Annotated in this window: 16 protein-coding genes; 6 read left to right on the forward strand and 10 right to left on the reverse strand. The window is 60.1% G+C overall.

The features are described 5' to 3' along the window. Window positions 1–6 precede the first annotated feature (6 nt). The 5 genes from ACA075_RS06055 to ACA075_RS06075 all read right to left on the reverse strand — a co-directional run bounded on the left by ACA075_RS06055 (window position 7) and on the right by ACA075_RS06075 (window position 7,432). Window positions 7–789, reverse strand: a complete 783-nt coding sequence (locus tag ACA075_RS06055; protein WP_219096833.1) for a transporter substrate-binding domain-containing protein — start codon at window positions 787–789, stop codon at window positions 7–9. Window positions 790–1,108: 319 nt separating this feature from the next. Beyond that, window positions 1,109–2,797 (reverse strand): ATP-dependent DNA ligase, encoded by a 1,689-nt coding sequence (locus tag ACA075_RS06060; protein WP_497297703.1) that lies wholly within the window; start codon window positions 2,795–2,797, stop codon window positions 1,109–1,111. Further along, window positions 2,794–3,828, reverse strand: a complete 1,035-nt coding sequence (locus ACA075_RS06065) for a ligase-associated DNA damage response exonuclease (RefSeq protein ID WP_497297704.1) — start codon at window positions 3,826–3,828, stop codon at window positions 2,794–2,796. The genes ACA075_RS06060 and ACA075_RS06065 overlap by 4 nt, the downstream gene beginning before the upstream one ends. A 209-nt stretch (window positions 3,829–4,037) precedes the next feature. Continuing rightward, the gene (locus ACA075_RS06070; RefSeq protein WP_497297706.1) at window positions 4,038–6,488 is read right to left on the reverse strand and encodes a penicillin acylase family protein; all 2,451 of its coding nucleotides are present in this window, start codon (window positions 6,486–6,488) and stop codon (window positions 4,038–4,040) included. 299 nt (window positions 6,489–6,787) lie between these two features. After that, window positions 6,788–7,432 (reverse strand): glutathione binding-like protein, encoded by a 645-nt coding sequence (locus ACA075_RS06075; RefSeq protein ID WP_497297708.1) that lies wholly within the window; start codon window positions 7,430–7,432, stop codon window positions 6,788–6,790. A 145-nt stretch (window positions 7,433–7,577) separates the two neighbouring features. On the opposite strand from ACA075_RS06075, the gene ACA075_RS06080 reads away from it, so the two are divergent. Continuing rightward, window positions 7,578–8,135, forward strand: coding sequence for a cysteine hydrolase family protein (locus ACA075_RS06080; protein WP_497297710.1), 558 nt, complete (start codon window positions 7,578–7,580; stop codon window positions 8,133–8,135). Window positions 8,136–8,284: 149 nt separating this feature from the next. Here the strand turns inward: ACA075_RS06080 and ACA075_RS06085 are convergent, their stop codons facing one another. The 4 genes from ACA075_RS06085 to ACA075_RS06100 form a co-directional block, all read right to left on the reverse strand. Then, window positions 8,285–8,494, reverse strand: a complete 210-nt coding sequence (locus tag ACA075_RS06085) for an SEC-C metal-binding domain-containing protein (protein WP_007906737.1) — start codon at window positions 8,492–8,494, stop codon at window positions 8,285–8,287. Then, entirely contained in the window at window positions 8,491–8,985 is a 495-nt protein-coding gene (locus ACA075_RS06090; protein WP_497297712.1) for an LEA/WHy family protein, read from the reverse strand. The genes ACA075_RS06085 and ACA075_RS06090 overlap by 4 nt, the downstream gene beginning before the upstream one ends. A gap of 139 nt (window positions 8,986–9,124) precedes the next feature. Beyond that, window positions 9,125–9,601 (reverse strand): YchJ family protein, encoded by a 477-nt coding sequence (locus ACA075_RS06095; RefSeq protein ID WP_497297713.1) that lies wholly within the window; start codon window positions 9,599–9,601, stop codon window positions 9,125–9,127. A 4-nt stretch (window positions 9,602–9,605) separates the two neighbouring features. Further along, window positions 9,606–10,103 carry a DUF6231 family protein gene (locus tag ACA075_RS06100; RefSeq protein ID WP_403098674.1) on the reverse strand — a complete coding sequence of 166 codons (498 nt, stop codon included), beginning with the start codon at window positions 10,101–10,103 and terminating at the stop codon, window positions 9,606–9,608. 189 nt (window positions 10,104–10,292) lie between these two features. Here ACA075_RS06100 and ACA075_RS06105 point away from each other — a divergent pair, with 189 nt between their 5' ends. The 4 genes from ACA075_RS06105 to ACA075_RS06120 all read left to right on the forward strand — a co-directional run bounded on the left by ACA075_RS06105 (window position 10,293) and on the right by ACA075_RS06120 (window position 12,975). Continuing rightward, the gene (locus tag ACA075_RS06105; protein WP_219096844.1) at window positions 10,293–10,988 is read left to right on the forward strand and encodes a PA1041 family peptidoglycan-binding anchor lipoprotein; all 696 of its coding nucleotides are present in this window, start codon (window positions 10,293–10,295) and stop codon (window positions 10,986–10,988) included. A gap of 90 nt (window positions 10,989–11,078) precedes the next feature. Next, on the forward strand, window positions 11,079–11,798 hold the full coding sequence (locus ACA075_RS06110; RefSeq protein WP_497297714.1) for a PA1041 family peptidoglycan-binding anchor lipoprotein: 720 nt from the start codon (window positions 11,079–11,081) through the stop codon (window positions 11,796–11,798). Window positions 11,799–11,945: 147 nt separating this feature from the next. After that, window positions 11,946–12,224, forward strand: a complete 279-nt coding sequence (locus ACA075_RS06115; RefSeq protein WP_497297715.1) for a DUF1145 domain-containing protein — start codon at window positions 11,946–11,948, stop codon at window positions 12,222–12,224. Further along, window positions 12,217–12,975 (forward strand): collagen-like protein, encoded by a 759-nt coding sequence (locus ACA075_RS06120; protein WP_497297716.1) that lies wholly within the window; start codon window positions 12,217–12,219, stop codon window positions 12,973–12,975. The genes ACA075_RS06115 and ACA075_RS06120 overlap by 8 nt, the downstream gene beginning before the upstream one ends. A 121-nt stretch (window positions 12,976–13,096) precedes the next feature. On the opposite strand, the gene ACA075_RS06125 is transcribed toward ACA075_RS06120, so the two are convergent. Continuing rightward, window positions 13,097–13,561, reverse strand: a complete 465-nt coding sequence (locus tag ACA075_RS06125) for a CopD family protein (protein ID WP_497297717.1) — start codon at window positions 13,559–13,561, stop codon at window positions 13,097–13,099. Window positions 13,562–13,659: 98 nt separating this feature from the next. Between ACA075_RS06125 and dinG the strand changes: the two genes are divergently transcribed. Continuing rightward, window positions 13,660–15,804, forward strand: a complete 2,145-nt coding sequence (dinG, locus tag ACA075_RS06130) for an ATP-dependent DNA helicase DinG (protein ID WP_497297719.1) — start codon at window positions 13,660–13,662, stop codon at window positions 15,802–15,804. Window positions 15,805–15,860: the final 56 nt, after the last annotated feature.

The raw sequence follows: 15,860 nt of genomic DNA on the forward strand, positions 1-15,860 counted from the left end.
CGGGCATTATTTGCCGCTGTACAGATTCAGATCGCCAAAGTGTTTCTTTTGAATCTCGGCGTATTTGCCATCATCGTGTAACGCTTTGATACCTTTATCCAAAAGCGCTTTCAGCTCGGTGTTACCTTTCTTAATACCGACAGCCGTTTTGGCCGGCAGCAAAGCGTTGTCGACTGGCTTGCTGACATCGTAATCGGCACCCTGTGGCGACTTCAGGAAGCCCAGTTCGGCTTGCAGCATGTCCTGAATACCTGCGTCGAGACGACCGGAAGTCAAGTCGGCATAGACCTGATCCTGGTTGGCGTAGGCCTGGGTTTTAACGCCGGCCTTGTCCAGAACGGCTTTTGCATAGGCTTCCTGGATGGTGCCTTGTTCGTAGCCGACGGTCTTGCCCTTGAGCGAAGCGACGTCTGCGGTGACGCCAGAACCTTTCTTGAACACGTAGGCGGTCGGGCCGGAGAACAGCTCGCTGGAGAAGTCGATGACTTTTTCGCGGGCCTCGGTGACGGTCATCGAAGAGATAACACCGTCGAATTTATTGGCCTTGAGGCCCGGAATCATGCCGTCGAAATCGCTTTCGACCCATTTGCACTTGACCTTCAGCTCGGCGCAGATCGCGTTCCCCAGATCGATGTCAAAGCCCACCAGGCTGCCGTCAGCCGCTTTCGACTCGAATGGAGCATAGGAAGGGTCAACGCCAAAACGCAGTTCTTTGTATTCCTTTGCCATGGCGGAACCAGCAGCCATGCACAATGCCAGTGCAGAAAGGGTCAGCAATGCTTTTTTCATTATTCAATCCCTAAGAACCAATATGAGCGCTTGTGGCGCAGAATTATTGTTACTGGAAAGCGTAAGACCTAATGAAAGTAGCAATTTCCGAACCAGAGTCCCGAACAAGCGTTTTAAAAGGTGATTCAAGAAGTGGCAGCAGGGGATTTGTGCACGAAATCGGGCGTCGGAAAATAGCTGCACTAAAATAGGTCGAGCGGACGCAATCCTGTGGCGGGGGAGCTTGCTCCCGCTGGAGCGCGTAGCGGTCCCGCTGTAGAAAATCTGCGACTGCTTCGCAGCCGAACGGGAGCAAGCTCCCTCGCCACAAAGTTTTCTTTCAGCCCAATAAATCCTGCAGCGTTGCGAGGTTGTCTGCTTCTTCCACCGATTTGTCCTGCCGCCACCTCAACATCCGCGGAAACCGCACGGCAATACCGCTCTTGTGGCGTTTCGACAGGGCAATGCCCTCGAACCCCAGTTCGAACACTAGGCTCGGCCTGACACTGCTCACCGGGCCGAATTTCTCCACCGTGGTCTTGCGCACGATGCTGTCGACCTGGCGCATTTCTTCGTCGGTCAGCCCTGAATAAGCTTTGGCGAACGGCACCAGGTTCCGTTCGCTGGCGTCCGGCGGGCCGTCCCAGACCGCGAAGGTGTAATCACTGTAGAGACTCGCGCGGCGACCATGGCCGCGTTGCGCATAAATCAGCACCGCATCGACGCTGAAGGGGTCGACTTTCCATTTCCACCACACGCCCATGTCCTTGGTCCGGCCGACGCCATAAAGCGCATCCCGGGCCTTGAGCATCATGCCTTCGACGCCGAGGCTGCGGGACGCTTCGCGTTGCCGGGCGAGGTCGAACCAGTCTTCGCCGGTCAGCACCGGCGAGGCGAGTAACACCGGGTTGTTGCAGCTGCTGATGAGCTGATCCAATTGAGCGCGGCGCCTGGCCTGAGGTTGGCTGCGCCAGTCCTCGCCCTGCCATTCCAGCAAATCGTATGCGAGGACCACCACCGGCACTTCTTCGAGAATTTTCTTGTCCAGGGTTTTGCGGCCGATTCGCTGCTGCAACAGCGCGAACGGCAGCACCGCTGGAGCGGACGGCGATTGCGGGTTGAAAGCATCGTCAGTGGTGGGTCGAGTGGTCTTCCAGGCGACGATTTCACCATCGATCACCGTACCGTCAGGCAGTCCGTGCAGCAGGCTGTCGAGTTCGGGAAAACGCTCGGTCACCAGTTCTTCACCGCGCGACCAGATCCACAGTCGCCCTTCACGCTTGACCACTTGGGCGCGGATGCCGTCCCACTTCCATTCCACTTGCCATTGGCTCGCCGGGCCGAGCACGGCTTCGAATTGTTCGACCGGTTGTGACAGGGCATGGGCCAGGAAAAACGGGTAGGGCTGGCCTCCACGCTGGGCATGTTCGTCGGACGATTCGGCGGCGATCAATTTCAGGTAACTGGCGGCGTTCGGGCGATTGGACAGGTCGGTGTACCCGACCAGCCGCTGGGCCACGCGTTTGCTGTCGAGTCCGGCCATCGCCGCCAAGGCTCTCGTCACCAGCAGTTTGGAGACGCCGACGCGGAAACTGCCGGTAATCAGTTTGATGCAGAGCATCAGGCTTGAGCGGTCCAATTGTGCCCAGAGCGCGGGCAGTCGCTCTGCGAGAACTTCCGGGGACTCACCGCGCAGTGGCAACAGTTTGTCTTCAATCCACACCGCCATTCCGTCGCTGGAGCTGTGCAGGGTTTCAGGCAGGACCAGCGAAATGGTTTCCGCCAGATCGCCGACCGCCTGGTAACTTTCTTCGAACAGCCAGGGCTCAAGGCCGGAAAGCTCGACGGCCAGCTCACGTAGCATGCGCACTGGCACCAGTTGCCGAGGTCGCCCACCGGACAAAAAGTACACCGCCCACGCCGCATCTTCGGGCGCAGCCTGGGCGAAGTAGGTCTGCATCGCGGCCAGTTTGGCATTGCTTGACGTGGTGGCGTCGAGTTCGGCATACAGCTCGGCGAAGGCCTTCATGTCGCCACCTCGGCGTGCTCGGTTTCGACGGCCGCGTTGTCTTCCTCATCGTCGCCGTATTCGGTGCTGAAACCCATGGCATCAAGGCCCTGTTCGCGCAGATGCCGCACCAGCACCGCCACCGAACCGTGGGTGACCATCACCCGTTCAGCGCCGGTCTGTTCGATGGCCCAGAGCAGGCCGGGCCAGTCCGCGTGGTCGGACAATACAAAACCACGGTCGACACCGCGTCTGCGCCGCGTGCCGCGTAATCGCATCCAGCCGCTGGCGAAGCCGTCGCTGTAGTCGCCAAACCGGCGCATCCAGGTGCTGGCGCCAGCCGATGGCGGGGCGATGACCAGCGCCTTGCGCATCATCGGATCGCTCTTTTGCACGTCACCGGCATAGATCGTCGGCGGTATATAAACGCCGCTCTGGCGATACACCCGGTTCAACGGTTCCACAGCGCCATGCACCAGAATGGGGCCGAGGCTGGCGTCGATGCCATGGAGAATCCGCTGGGCCTTGCCGAAGGAATAGCAAAACAGCACGCTGGTTTTGTCGGCTTCGGCATTGGCCTGCCACCACTGATTGATCTCGTCAAAGACCTGCTTTTGGGGTTGCCAGCGATAAATCGGCAGGCCGAAGGTCGACTCAGTGATGAAGGTATGGCACTGCACTGGTTCGAATGGCGCACAGGTGCCGTCGGGCTCGATCTTGTAATCCCCCGAGGCCACCCAGACTTCGCCGCCGTATTCCAGGCGCACCTGCGCGGAGCCGAGGACATGGCCGGCGGGGTGAAAACTCAGGGTAACGCCGTGGTGCCGCAAACGCTCGCCGTAGGGCAGGGTTTGCAGGTTGATGTCCTGGCCCAATCGCGCACGCAAAATCCCTTCGCCTGGCGCGGCTGCCAGGTAATGCTGGTTGCCGGTGCGGGCATGGTCGCCGTGGGCGTGCGTGATGACCGAACGCTCGACCGGCCGCCAAGGGTCGATATAGAAATCGCCGGCGGTGCAGTACAAACCTTCGGGGCGCGCGATAACAAGATCCATGTTGTTACCAAAATGGGGGACTTGTTAGCTATGAGGTTTGCGCGAAGCCAGAAGTTCTATCAAATGTTCATCGCAGAGTGATATTCCCCTGTGGGAGCGAGCCTGCTCGCGATAACGGTGTGTCAGTCACTAAAAGCGGTGGCTGACATGGCCTAATCGCGAGCAGGCTCGCTCCCACATTGGTTAACCCACATTGGGTCGGTGTGACCTTACTTGCCAGGTGTCAGAGTCAATCTCGTCTTGCCGTATGCATTGTCAAAGTTCTGCGGTTGCATCGGCAGGCTCATGTATTGCCCCTTCAGCCATGGATCAATGCTGTCGAGGTAGTGCGGGCTGGCCGGGTTGCCGGACTGACCGGTGCTGTTCTGCCCCATCAGCGGTTCTGCCTGGCTGAAGTCCACGATAAAGCGCATGGCGGGCGCCAGCGTCGTATTGAAGTCCTGACCCCAAGTGAAGGCCGCCGTGTTCAGCGTCGTGTGATCGCCGCCGGCCGCGAGCGGACCGCGCACGGTCTGGCCGCTGGCATTCTTCCACTCATAGCGGTGCAATTTGCCCCACTGCCATGCTTTGTGATCGCCGCCCAATTGACTGTCACCGGCGCTGATCGCCGCCGCCAGGCTGCGAGCGAGGATCGCCGGCTTGTCTTCTTTTTGCGGCGTGCGTGCGTCATCCCAGAACGGACTGTCTTCACGGCCCAGCAAGTGATCGGCCTGCGCCGCGTAGGACAACTTGCCGTTGGCGATAAAGGCTTTCCATGCCGGGCTGCTTTCCGGGCCCAGTTCGTCGAGGAAGATCTGTTTGGTACTTTCCTGCAGGAACAGCTCGTAGATTGCCGCGTCCGCGGAGGTCGGGCTGAGTTTGCCGTCGAAGGCCATCAAGCGAGTGTAGGCCTCGCGAGCCTTGCCGCGATCGGCAACCGGCAGGGCTTCGATGGCTTGTTTGAGCGGCTGGGACATGCCCGGTGCTTCAAACATTTTCTTCAGTTTGGCGGCGAACGTCGTGGTCTGGTCGTATTGCATCGCGATCACGCTGCGCGTGTCGTGTTTGCCGACACTCGCCATTTCGGCCAAGCGTTCGCCACGCTCTGGAGCCGACCAGGAATTGGACAGCTGCATGCCATAACCATGGGGAATGACCCGCTGGTTGGCAGTGCCGAGCCAGCCTTGGGCCGGGTCCTGGTCATACGGATGGAGCATCGGGTCGGCGTAACCGTCCCAGTCGTAGCGACCTTCCCAGCCCGGCGACGGCAGCAGGCCTTCGCCTTCGCGACGGTTCGGGTAACGCCCGGTGACTTGCCAGCCGATGTTGCTGGCGTCGGCGAATACCAGGTTCAAGGCGATGGCGCGGATTTCACGGCTGGCGTCCGAGGCTTTCTCGACGGTCTGCGCCCGGGACAGGTCGAAAAACGCGTCCAGGGTTTTGTCGTCCGTGAAGTTCGGCGTCTGCAAGGCCAGGCCGTAACCATTGGCCAGCGTCGTACCTTGTGCACTATTGAGCAGCGAACCGTGGCGGGTTTCGTACACCACTTCGCGAATCGGCCGCTGGCCTTTGACGAAGTAGGTCTCGTTGCGCACGATCACCGGCTGCCATTTACCGCCGACGTCATACGTGAGGCCGTTGCCCTGGCGTTTGATTTTTTCCAGGAACAGGTCCTGGTTGTCGCCCATGACCGAGGTCATGCTCCACGCCACTTTGCCGTTGAAACCGCCAAGCACCATGGGCAAGCCGGCAATCGTCACGCCAGAGGCCTGGTACTTCGGTGCGCGAATCTGCACGTAGCTGAACAACGACGGCACACCCAAAGGCCCATGGCTGTCGCTGGCCAGCAGGCTTTTGCCACTGCGGCTGCGTTGCGGGCCGATGGCCCAGTTGTTCGACGAGGTGGCGCCCAGCAGATTCAGGTCGGACAGTTGTCCGGTGGCTTTGCTGATTTCAGTCAGGCCCGGGATGGCGCCATTGAGCTTGATGCCTTGAAGTTTTTCCGCTTCACCCAGCGGCAGTTTTTCGTCGGGGGCGGACGGCGTCAGCCAACCGAGTTTGTCCGTGGTGACGGTCTGGGCCAGCATCAGTGCGTTGATTTCTTCCGGCAGGTTGGCCGACTGACTGAAGTTCAGCAGGCAGAAAATCAGCGCCGAATCTTCCGGTTGCCAGTATTCAGGTTTGTAACCGCTGGCCGCGAGGTCGGCCGGCAGCTTGTCGCGGAAACGGAACAGGTAGGCGTTGACGCCGCGCGCATAGACTTCGAAGAAGCGTTTGAGGCGCGGCGATGAAGCCTTGTACAACTCGCCCGCGCTTTTCTTCAGGTTGACGGCACGCATGTATCGGTCGGCGTCCAGTAGGTCCGCCCCAGACATCTCCGACAAACGGCCCTGGGCCAGCAGGCGCAGAGTGACCATTTGCGTGATGCGGTCGCTGGCGTGGACGTAGCCGAGGGCGAACAGGGCGTCGTGGAAGCTGTTGCTTTCGATCAGCGGCATGCCCATGGCATTGCGGCGCACCGAAACGTTCTGCGCCAGACCCTTGAGTGGCTGTACGCCGGTGGTCGGCGGGAGGGTGTCCTGGGTGTTCCAGGTCTGACAACCGGTCAGGCTCAAAACACCGGCCACTGCTGCGGCAACGCCGAACCGGGGAAGAAAATGTGTAAGGGCTGGCGAGGCCATGGCAAAGCTCCTGCGGGGGGTAGCGTCATTAAAGGCGCTACGTTAGTGAGCAGGAGGAGGGCGCGCAAGCGGGGTGTCAGGTTATTTCAGGATTTGTCCGATAAACACAATCTCCCGGGCGATGCATTACCTGTGGCGAGGGGGCTTGCCCCCGTTAGGTCGCGAAGCGGCCCCGGCATTCTTTCAGACCAACCCCATTGTCAGGTTTTACGACTGCTTCGCAGCCGAACGGGGTGATGCGGCATTCCGACAAGTCCCCTCGCCACATTTAGTAAATCACCACAGGGGCTGCGTCGGGGTCAGGGTTTGGGTGGGTTGACCTTGGCCGCCAGCGCATAGGCCTTCACCGTCGCCGGGCGGTTCTGGATGTGGTTGAACCAGCGCAGCACGTTAGGGAAGTCTTCCAGGTTCTGGCTCTGCCACTTGTGGGAAACGATCCACGGGTAGATCGCCATGTCGGCAATGCTGTACTCGTTGCCAGCGACAAACTCATTGTTGGCCAGTTGCTTGTCCAATACCCCGTACAGGCGGGCGGTTTCATCAATGTAGCGCTTGATCGCGTAAGGAATTTTCTCCGGTGCAAACTGGCTGAAGTGATGATTTTGCCCGGCCATCGGCCCCAAGCCGCCCATCTGCCAGAACAACCACTGCAGCGCTTGTTGGCGACCGCGCAGGTCCTTGGGCAGGAACTGGCCGGTTTTTTCCGCCAGGTACAACAAAATCGCCCCGGACTCGAACACCGACAACGGTTCTCCACCATCGACGGGATCGTGATCGACGATGGCCGGGATTCTGTTGTTCGGGGAGATTTTCAGGAAGTGCGGCTGGAACTGCTCGTTCTGGCTGATGTTGATCGGGTGCACGTTGTAAGGCAGGCCGGTTTCTTCCAGGAAAATCGAGATTTTGTGGCCGTTGGGGGTGGTCCAGTAATACAGATCGATCATGCAGTACTCCACATCAAGAGACGTCTTAGGGTCGGACGGCGACCGCGGGCATCAGGTCGTCCTGTTTGCATTCGATGGCTTGCCTGTAAGAGGAGGTGATGCTGAAGTGCGTGAAATTCAATGACCTCGTGTGAGAAAAGTCGGCATGGAGCTCAAGACCAACGCAGCACTGATCATCATCGACCAGCAAAAAGGCATCCTGCACCCCAAGCTAGGTCGTCGAAATAATCCTCAGGCCGAGGAACGGATTCTCGATCTGCTGGCGTATTGGCGGCGAACCGGGCGCCCGGTGATCCATGTGCAGCACCTGTCCCGTTCACCGGAATCGGTGTTCTGGCCGCAGCAATCAGGCGTGGAATTTCAGGACCGCTTCATGCCACAGGCCAACGAGCAACTGATTCAGAAACAGGTACCGGATGCGTTCTGTGCAACGGGGCTGGAGGCGAGTTTGCGCGCCGCAGAGATCGGCCAGTTGATCATCGTTGGCGTTGCGACCCACAACTCGGTGGAGTCCACGGCGCGAACGGCCGGGAACCTGGGGTTTGACGCGTGGGTGGCGGAGGATGCGTGCTTTACGTTCGACAAGGCCGACTATTTTGGCAATGCGCACTCAGCCGAGGAAGTACACGCGATGTCGCTGGGGAATTTGCACGGGGAATATGCGACGGTCGTCAGTTCTGCACAGATTTTGAAGGCTGACTGAAACCCTGTAGGAGCGAGGCTTGCCCGCGAAAGCGGTCTTCGCGGGCAAGCCTCGCTCCTACAAGGTTTATGTCGTACACAGAACCCATGTGGGAGCGAGCCTGCTCGCGAAGGCGATTCAACTGGCGAAAAAACTATCCGCCCGAAGCATCAAGCGCCGTGGCACTTCTTGAATTTCTTGCCGTTGCCGCATGGGCAAGGGTCGTTGCGGCCGACGTCTTTCAGGGCGTTGCGCACCGGTTCCTGGTGGGCGTGGCCGCAGTTCGGGCCGTGGACATGGCCATGGTCGTGATCATGGTGGTCGTGATGGTCATGATCGTGGTTGCAGTCAGGGCCATGGACATGGGGTTGCTGGGTCATCGGTTTTGCTCCGGAATTAAATCGGCGGGGATTATCACGCCATTGCGCGCCAGGTGCACGTAGTGCGCGATGAATAAACCGGTTTCCATTTCACCTTCCAGACGATAGGGGATGGGCTGATCGGGTTTTTTCAGCATTTTCACCACGTCCCGTACCTTGGGCCACAGGTTGGTACGGATCGGCACCTTGAAATAGGCACTGCGTTTGGGGCCGACGGTGAACCAGTGTTCATGCTCGCCTTCGGCCAGCAGCAGGTCGCCCAGGTGAATGCGGTATTCGAGGCCGCGCACCGTCAGGTCGCTGTCATTGGGGTTGTCGACGCGAAAGTGCAGGATGAATTTCTGCTCCAACAACTTGGCCCGGACCACTTCCACCTTCACCAGATGCACTTGCGGATCCGGCAGATCGTCTCCGAACCAGGATGCGCAGCCGCCGAGCCCGAGAAACATCAGCAGGGTAAGCATCTGTAACACGCGCCGCTGGGTGGTCATGGTGACGTCTCCTTGTTGGAGCGAGGCTTGCCCGCGAAGAAGGCCCCCGATCCTTCCGGGACATCGCGTAATCGTTCTTCGCGGGCAAGCCTCGCTCCTACAGGTCGGGTAGGCTTCGCCAGCGGCTACAGGGTTTTCCTCAACTGCCGAAATACCCCGCGCAACACTTCTTGAATTTCTGCCCGCTGGCGCACGGGCAGGCATCGTTGCGTCCGGCCTTGAGTGGCACGGTGGGGTCGATGAAGTACCAGTGCCCGGCGTTCTGCACGAACGAGGAGCGCTCGCGGTGGCTGTGTTCACCACCACCGTCATGCCAGCGTGCGGTGAACGTGACGAATGCGTGTTCCGGTTGACCGCCCAATACCTCGGAGCTTTCCACCTCCAGACCCAGCCAGGTGCTTTGCGCGCTCCAGTCGCTGATGGACTGACGATCCACGCCGGCCTGTTGCGCGGGCAGGGTGGTCGCCACCAGATAGTCGATCAGCCCCAGCACATAGGCGCTGTAGCGCGAGCGCATCAAGGCTTCGGCACACGGCGCCGGATGCCCGGCATGGTAATGGCCGCAGCAGGCGTCGAGCAGGGTGCCGCTGCCGCAAGGGCAAATGGATGTACTCATTGCGTTACCACCAATATTTCCCGAAGTTTTCCGGATTGGCCCAGAACCGCGAGTTGAGCCAGTCGGGTACCTGTTTGTAGTCAAGCAGATCGTAGGTGAACAGCGTCAGCACTTGATCGTCGCGCTGGAAACGTTCACTGGCTTGCAAGGCCAGGGAAAAGAAATCAGTCTCCTGCCAGCCGCTGGCCGGCAAATCCGCCAGCACCGCAATGCGACTGGCGTTCAGATTACGGATCCCGCCTAACAGATTCAGACCGTCACGCTTTGGCAGGTGTTCAAGACAATCGACCACCAGCGCCAGATCAAAGCGGCGAGCCGCCAGTTCGGCCGGCAACGCACCCGGTGCCGCATGCGCTACGCAGCTGTCCGGGTGCGCAAGCTTGAACGCCTCAAGTGCGGGGAATTCGCTGGCGCCGATCAACAACAGGCGCGCGGGGGCGTATCGATCAAGCAAAGCGGCCAACGCCTGCTGGGGCGTGCGCGAAGAAATACCTGCAATCATCAGAGTTCCTCAAGAAGAGCACCAAGACTAGCCTGCCCAAACGTCCGGGCCTAGAGCGGGTTTGCGCCAAAATCGGCGAACGGCAGTGAACACGGGGCAAAACAGCAATGGCCTATTGCTGGCGGAGATTAAAACTCCGGTCTTTACTCCCTGAATCGGTTTCAAGCCGATCCCTCAGGAGAAAACTAGATGAGCATAGTTCGGACAGCATTACCCTTGGTTCTGCTAACCAGTGTGTTGACTGGTTGCGCAGGTTTGCAGAAAACCGACTGGCCGACCTGTGCGGCGGTCGGTGGTGTTGTGGGTGCAGGTCTCGGTGCGACCGAGAGCTCGGCGTGGGCGGGGTATGGCGCGCTGCTCGTTGGCGGCACGGCAGCGGCTTATTGCTGGGTTCACGGCGATGGCGACGAAGACGGCGATGGTGTGCCGGACAGTCGTGACAAGTGCCCGGGTACGCCTCGAGGCGTGAAGGTCGATGCCGACGGTTGCCCTCCACCAGTGCCTGCGCCAGTGGTCGAAGAGGTTGTGGTGGTCAAGGAAGAAGTCATTGTCATCCGTGATGTTCACTTCCAATTCGACAAGGCCACACTTACCCCTTCTGACAAAGAAGTACTCAACACAGTCGCTACTCGCCTGAAGCAGGAATCCAGCACCGCCCAGTTGACCGTGACCGGTCATACCGACAGCGTAGGCAGCGATGCCTATAACAAGAAACTGTCGGATCGTCGCGCCCACTCGGTGGTTGAATACCTCATCCAGCAAGGCGTACCTCGCAGCGAATTCGTGTCTGTGACCGGTGCCGGTGAAAGCCAGCCCGTTGCTGATAACAAAACCGCTGACGGCCGTGCATTGAACCGTCGCACGGAAATCAAAATTAACCGTTAAGTCCCTTCCGCTCCGCGGCTTGTGCAGTCGCGGATGCGGGTCTTTACTCCTGTGTAACCGGTATGGGCCGGTAACACAGGAGCTTTCACAATGAGCGTTCTCACAAGGACCGTCTTGCCGGTTCTGCTGCTTGGCAGCCTGTTGACCGGTTGCGCCACTCACAGCGATGGTACCGCCCCTCTCAATCAGCGTACCTGGCCGATCTGTAGCCTCATTGGCGGACTGGTCGGCGGAGGCCTGGGCGCGATTGAAAGTGCCGGCTGGGCAGGCGGTGGAGCAGCGCTCGGGATCTTGACGGGTGGCTTGATCTGTTACGCCCAGGATGGCGATGAGGACGAAGACGGCGTTTTCGACCGGCGTGATCGTTGCCCCGATACCCCGGCCAATACACCTGTCGAGCATCACGGTTGTCCGTTGCCGCAGTATCCGGCCAGCGTGAAACCTGCCGAACCTGTGCATTTGGAAGTCATTACCCTCAGTGATGCCGGTGACGTGCTGTTCGCGTTCAACAAATCCGACTTGACGCCCGCCGCGCGCAGTCAGCTGGATGCGCTGATGAGCAAACTGCAAAGTGCCGACGTGGTGAGCGTCAAGGTGATTGGTCATACCGACAGCGTGGGTTCGGATGCTTACAACCAGGCCCTGTCGGAACGCCGCGCCAGCAGCGTGGCGGCCTACCTGTTGAGCCAGGGCTTGGCGCCGAACAAACTCACCAGTGAAGGCAAGGGTGAGAGCCAGCCGGTGGCCGACAACGAAACGGATGAAGGACGCGCGAAAAACCGTCGGGTGGAGTTACACGTTAATCGCTAAGCCCCGAAATAGAGCCGTCGGACAACAATTGCTGTTGATTCGACGGCCATTCGGCGGCCTTCATGAAGAATTTTCTGTTGCCCTCTGGCTTATCCCTCGCGGATGCCGTTACTGTGCGCGCAAAGAATAATTCTCAACGGGGGGCGTATGAAGGTGTTTTGGGGGCTGGGGAAGTTGTTGACCCTGATGTTCTGGCTGGTGGTGCTGGTCAATCTGCTGATGCCGTTTGTCAATCCGCTGCACCTGCTGGTCAATCTGGCTGGCGGCGTGTTGGCGTCTCTTCATCTGCTTGAGGCGGTGTTCTGTTTTCGCAGCCTCCGGGGTCGCGCCCACCCTTGGCGTGATCGCTTGAAGATCCTGTTTTTCGGCGTATTCCACCTGCAAACCCTACCGGCTCCGACCGCATCGAAGGCTTCCCATGCGTAAACTCTGTCTGCTCGCCGCACTCATCAGCCCATTGGCCTGCGCTCAGGTGGTCAGTGTCGAAACCAATTCGTTGATGCGCCTGCCCAACACCGCCAGCACCTTGCAGCTTGAACGCCTGGAAGTCGCCGATTACGGCACCTTGTTGATTCCTTCGAACGTGACCGAAGTCACCGTCGGCGAATTGCATCTGGGGCGTGAGGCGCGGATCGCCATCGTGCCAAGTGAACAGGCACTGGAATTAAAAGTCAGCCGTGCCGAGTTGTCCGAAGGCAGCCAGATCACGGCTCGCGGGGCGCCGGGGACTTACCTCAAGGCCGCTCGCTCTGGACGCAACCTGAATGTACAGATCAAGTCACTGCATGCACCGCAGTTGTCGGTAGACGCTCGCGGTGGCGCGGGCGCGCCAGGTTTTGTCGGCCTCGACGGGGCCAACGGTCAGGCACCGGGTTGCACCTGGGGCCAAGCGGGTCGTGGTGCCGATGGCAGCAATGGCAGTGATGGTCTGCCGGGTGCGCCGGGTGCGCTGGTCAGGCTGGAAGTGCCGCGTGATTATCCGGTGGACCGGATCAAGGTTCAGGTGGCGGGCGGTGCCGGTGGCCTCGCAGGCCCCGGCGGTAAACCGGGCGTCGGCGGCAAGGCCAAGGGCTGCTTCGTGTACGAGGCCGATGGCGGCAAAAGCGGCCGCCCTGGCGTTGATGGCCAGCCGGGGCCTGCGGGCGCGGCGGGTTCTGTGACCGTTCAAAGGTTGTAAGAACGACCGAGATCCTGTGGCGAGGGAGCTTGCTCCCGCTGGACTGCGCAGCAGTCCTATTTTGGGGCCGCTTCGCAACCCAGCGGGAGCAAGCGCCCTCGCCACAGTTGTACTGTTTGCTTTAGAACATCGGTCTGGCCGCAGCAATCGCCACCAGCACCAGCCCGACGATCAAATTGATCCCCACCAATTTTCGAATCTTCCCCAGCGTCGCAGCCCCCGTCGGCCAATCCTGCGCTTCCACCGCTGTACGCAACTCCGGCAGCAGCAACGCCTGAATCCGGATAAACAGCGCGGTCATCACCACGTACAAGCCCATCATCACTTGCACATACCGCGGCGCGGCCTCAAACCCGGCGTATTGCAGATGAATCATGCCCACTCCGCTGATTGGCAAAAGCACCACCGCCACCCAGACCCAGCGGAAAAAACCTTGAAACACTTCCACCCACAGCTTCAACCGGGCAGGCCCCTCCAGCGCCTTCATCGCCGCGGGCCGCAAGACCATCCAGGCGAAAAACATGCCGCCCACCCACACTAGGGCGGACAGGACATGCAGGGTGTAAACGATGCCAAAAGGTGTCATTGAGGTACTCCGTTCTGCGCGGGATTAATTAGCGCGGTATGATAGCCGCCGAACCGAACCACTGAAAATTTATCCAGCGTTTTTTGCGCCCGACAATCATGATCAGCACTGAACTCAAAACCACGATCCAGGGCGCCTACTCGCGTTTTCTTGAAGCCAAGAGCCTCAAGCCGCGCTACGGCCAACGCCTGATGATCGCCGAAATTGCCAAAGTCCTCGGTGACATCGACACCGACGACGAAGGCCGGCGCAGTGGCGACCCCGCGATTGTCGCGGTGGAAGCCGGCACCGGTACCGGTAAAACCGTGGCCTACAGCCTGGCGGCGATTCCCACCGCCAAGGCCGCCGGCAAACGCTTGGTGATTGCCACGGCCACCGTGGCCCTGCAAGAGCAGATCGTCTACAAGGATTTGCCTGACCTGATGCGCAACAGCGGGCTGAATTTCAGCTTCGCCCTGGCCAAGGGCCGTGGGCGCTACATGTGCCTGTCCAAGCTCGACATGTTGCTCCAGGAAGGTCACGCGCAAACCGCCACGGCTCAGCTGTTCGAAGAAGAAGGTTTCAAGATCGAGGTCGATGAGGCCAGTCAGAAGCTGTTCACCAGCATGATCGAGAAACTCGCCGGCAATAAATGGGACGGTGACCGGGACAGTTGGTCCACCGCCCTCGAAGACGCCGATTGGGCGCGCCTGACCACCGATCACAGCCAGTGCACCAACCGTCATTGCCCGAACTTCGGCCAGTGCGCCTTCTACAAGGCCCGCGAAGGCATGGGCAAGGTTGACGTGATCGTCACCAACCATGACATGGTCCTGGCCGATCTGGCACTGGGGGGCGGGGCGGTGCTACCGGACCCGCGCGACACCATCTACGTGTTCGACGAAGGCCATCACTTGCCGGACAAGGCCATCGGCCATTTCGCCCACTACACGCGCCTGCGTTCCACCGCCGACTGGCTGGAAACCACCGCCAAGAACCTCACCAAACTGCTGGCCCAGCATCCGCTGCCGGGTGACCTGGGCAAGTTGATCGAGCAGGTGCCGGAACTGGCGCGCGAGATCAAGACCCAGCAGCAGTTCATGTTCACCGCGTGCGAGCAGGTCGCCGATTTCAAACCCGGCGAAGACGTCGAAGGCCGCGAGCGGCCGCGTCACCGTTTCGTCGGCGGGGTGATTCCCGAGCACATGCGCGAAATGGGCATCGAGTTGAAGAAGGGCTTCGCCCGGCTCACCGACCTGTTCACCAGACTCACCGAACTGCTCAAGGAAGGCATGGACGGCGAGGTCAACATCGGCATCGCCAGCAACCAGGCCGAAGAGTGGTATCCGCTGTTCGGCAGCCTGTTGTCCCGTTCTTCGGGCAACTGGGAATTGTGGGTCGCGTTCACCGCAGAAGACCCGGAAGACAACCCGCCCATGGCCCGTTGGCTGACCCTGGCCGAAAGCGGTTCGCTGTTCGACATCGAGGTCAACGCCAGCCCGATCCTGGCGGCGGAAATGCTTCGTCGCAATCTGTGGAACGTGGCTTACGGCGCTCTGGTGACCTCCGCAACCTTGACCGCGCTCGGGACCTTCGACCGTTTCCGTATGCGCGCCGGCCTGCCGAAAAAAGCCGTGACCGCCGTGGTCCCGAGCCCGTTCCATCACGCCGACGCTGGTGTGCTGCGGGTGCCGGACCTGAAAGCCGACCCGCGTGATGCACCGGCCCACACCGCAGCGATCATCCGTGATCTGCCGCAGCTGGTGGAAGGTTCGCGTGGCACGCTGGTGCTGTTCTCCTCGCGAAAACAAATGCAGGACGTATTCGACGGTCTGGACCGCGACTGGCGCAAGCAAGTGTTCATTCAAGGCAACCTGTCGAAACAGGAAACCCTGAACAAGCACAAGGCGCGGGTCGATGGCGGAGACTCCAGCGTGCTGTTCGGCCTGGCGAGTTTTGCCGAAGGGGTCGACTTGCCCGGTGCGTATTGCGAACACGTGGTGATCGCGAAGATTCCGTTCTCGGTGCCCGACGATCCGGTCGAAGCAGCCCTGGCTGAATGGATCGAAGCCCGTGGCGGCAATCCGTTCATGGAAATCTCCGTGCCCGACGCCTCGCTGAAACTGGTCCAAGCCTGCGGTCGCTTGCTGCGTACCGAAGAAGACCGCGGCACCATCACCCTGCTGGATCGACGTCTGGTCACCCAGCGTTATGGCAAAGCGATCCTCAACGCATTGCCGCCATTCCGTCGCGAAATTTCCTGAAACACGGGTGGGCAAATTTGCCCACCGCGTTGTCTATCTCTCTGCCATCGCTTTTC

It is taken from the genome of Pseudomonas sp. LBUM1663 (assembly GCF_059695905.1).